This is a genomic window from Tenacibaculum lutimaris, from assembly GCF_003610735.1.
Lineage (GTDB): Bacteria > Bacteroidota > Bacteroidia > Flavobacteriales > Flavobacteriaceae > Polaribacter > Polaribacter lutimaris.
This window is the reverse complement of record NZ_RAQM01000002.1, coordinates 1-3,261: the sequence shown is the minus strand read 5'-3', so window position 1 is coordinate 3,261 and position 3,261 is coordinate 1. Positions and strand designations below refer to the sequence as shown.

Genomic DNA, 3,261 nt, shown 5'->3' with positions numbered 1-3,261 from the left:
GCCACACGTTCATTGACATATTGGTAAAATGATATCGTAAAGAATCAAGATAGAGAGTTAGATAATATCTAACAAAATATTTTTATAAGAACAAGAATTATAAAGAGCTCGTTGTAGTAGAGATACTACAGCAAAAAGTACAATAAGCTAAATAAGGGCGTATGGAGGATGCCTAGGCTTTCAGAGGCGAAGAAGGACGCGATAAGCTGCGATAAGTTACGGGGAGAAGCACATATTTTATGATCCGTAAATTTCCGAATGGGGCAACCCACTATGTTGAAGACATAGTACCCGCAAGGGGGCAAACCTGGTGAACTGAAACATCTAAGTAACCAGAGGAAGAGAAAACAAAAGTGATTCCGTTAGTAGTGGCGAGCGAACGCGGATTAGCCCAAACCAATGTTGTTACGGCAATATTGGGGTTGTAGGGCTGCAACATTAGAATCTTAGAGAACTAGAATCGTTTGGAAAGACGAACCATAGAGAGTGATAGTCTCGTATAGGTAATCGAAGAGGATATAGCAGTACCCTGAGTAGTGCGGGACACGTGTAATCCTGTATGAATCCACCGGGACCATCCGGTAAGGCTAAATACTCCTGAAAGACCGATAGTGAACTAGTACCGTGAGGGAAAGGTGAAAAGAACCCTAAGTAAGGGAGTGAAAGAGAACCTGAAACCGTACGCCTACAAGCGGTCGAAGCACATTTACTGTGTGACGGCGTGCCTTTTGCATAATGAGCCTACGAGTTACTGTTACTAGCAAGGTTAAGATTTTAAGGATCGGAGCCGAAGCGAAAGCGAGTCTGAATAGGGCGATTTTAGTTAGTAGTAGTAGACGCGAAACCGAGTGATCTACCCATGGGCAGGTTGAAGCTGTGGTAACACACAGTGGAGGACCGAACCAGTTGACGTTGAAAAGTCTTTGGATGACCTGTGGGTAGGGGTGAAAGGCCAATCAAACTCGGAAATAGCTCGTACTCCCCGAAATGCATTTAGGTGCAGCGTTGAGACAAAGTTTTATAGAGGTAGAGCTACTGATTGGATGCGGGGGCTTCACCGCCTACCAATTCCTGACAAACTCCGAATGCTATAAAATGTTTCTCAGCAGTGAGGGCATGGGTGCTAAGGTCCATGTCCGAGAGGGAAAGAACCCAGACCATCAGCTAAGGTCCCCAAATATATGTTAAGTTGAAAAAACGAGGTTTGACTGCCCAGACAGCTAGGATGTTGGCTTGGAAGCAGCCATTCATTTAAAGAGTGCGTAACAGCTCACTAGTCGAGCGGTCGAGCATGGATAATAATCGGGCATAAACATATTACCGAAGCTATGGACTTATTAAAGTGGTAGGGGAGCATTCTATATGTGCTGAAGGTGTGCTGTGAGGCATGCTGGAACGTATAGAAAAGAAAATGTAGGCATAAGTAACGATAAAGGGGGCGAGAAACCCCCTCACCGAAAGACTAAGGTTTCCTCAGCGATGCTAATCAGCTGAGGGTTAGTCGGGACCTAAGGCGAATCCGAAGGGAGTAGTCGATGGACAACAGGTTAATATTCCTGTACTTCTTATAACTGCGATGGGGTGACGGAGTACTGAAAGCACCGCGAACTGACGGAATAGTTCGTTGAAACATTTAGGTATTAGACTGGTAGGCAAATCCGCCGGTTTAGCTGAAGTGTGATAGTACCACAAGTCTTCGGATGCGTGGATAGTGTGCCTAAAATCTTCCAAGAAAAACCTCTAAGCTTCAGGTTATAAGAACCCGTACCGTAAACCGACACAGGTAGTTGGGATGAGAATTCTAAGGTGCTCGAGAGATTCATGGCTAAGGAACTAGGCAAAATAGACTCGTAACTTCGGGAGAAGAGTCGCCAACAGCAATGTTGGCCGCAGTGAAAAGATCCAGGCGACTGTTTATCAAAAACACAGGGCTTTGCTAAATTGAAAGATGATGTATAAGGCCTGACACCTGCCCGGTGCTGGAAGGTTAAGTGGAGTTGTTAGCTTCGGCGAAGCAATCAAATGAAGCCCCAGTAAACGGCGGCCGTAACTATAACGGTCCTAAGGTAGCGAAATTCCTTGTCGGGTAAGTTCCGACCTGCACGAATGGTGCAACGATCTGGATACTGTCTCAGCCATGAGCTCGGTGAAATTGTAGTATCGGTGAAGATGCCGATTACCCGCAGCGGGACGAAAAGACCCCGTGAACCTTTACTATAGCTTCGTATTGACTTTGGATAAGTAATGTGTAGGATAGGTGGGAGACTTTGAAGCAGCGTCGCTAGGCGTTGTGGAGTCATCCTTGAAATACCACCCTTTGCTTATCTAGAGCCTAACTCAGCAATGAGAACAGTGCGTGGTGGGTAGTTTGACTGGGGTGGTCGCCTCCAAAAGAGTAACGGAGGCTTCTAAAGGTTCCCTCAGCACGCTTGGTAACCGTGCGTAGAGTGCAATGGCATAAGGGAGCTTGACTGAGAGACATACAGGTCGATCAGGTACGAAAGTAGAGCATAGTGATCCGGTGGTTCCGCATGGAAGGGCCATCGCTCAAAGGATAAAAGGTACTCCGGGGATAACAGGCTGATCTCCCCCAAGAGCTCACATCGACGGGGGGGTTTGGCACCTCGATGTCGGCTCGTCACATCCTGGGGCTGGAGAAGGTCCCAAGGGTTGGGCTGTTCGCCCATTAAAGTGGCACGCGAGCTGGGTTCAGAACGTCGTGAGACAGTTCGGTCTCTATCTGCTGTGGGCGTTAGAAATTTGAGTGGATCTGACTTTAGTACGAGAGGACCGAGTTGGACTGACCTCTAGTGTATCTGTTGTCTCGCCAGGGGCACTGCAGAGTAGCTACGTCGGGAAGGGATAAGCGCTGAAAGCATATAAGCGCGAAACCCACCACAAGATGAGATTTCTTTAAAGGGTCGTGGAAGATCACCACGTTGATAGGCTATAAGTGTAAGTGCAGTAATGTATGTAGCTGAGTAGTACTAATAACCCATAGGCTTATGTACGTATCCCGGTCCTAGTGGCCGGGAGCAAACTCTTTGATGAATTTATGATATGATTTTACTAATATGTTAACTTATACAGTTGAAATATACTGCAACGATTTAAGGTGATTATCGCAATGGGGCTCACCTCTTACCATTCCGAACAGAGAAGTTAAGCCCATTAGCGCCGATGGTACTGCCACTGGTGGGAGAGTAGGTCGTTGCCTTTCTTTTAAACCTCAATCTTTTAGTAGATTGAGGTTTTTTTTTG

Annotated in this window: 2 rRNA genes; both read left to right on the top strand. The window is 46.5% G+C overall.

The window, feature by feature from the left end:
- Positions 1 to 140 precede the first annotated feature (140 nt).
- Positions 141 to 3,011 (top strand): 23S ribosomal RNA (locus tag C8N26_RS00065).
- A gap of 100 nt (positions 3,012 to 3,111) precedes the next feature.
- A 5S ribosomal RNA gene (gene rrf, locus C8N26_RS00060) occupies positions 3,112 to 3,220 on the top strand.
- The last annotated feature ends 41 nt before the right edge of the window (positions 3,221 to 3,261 follow it).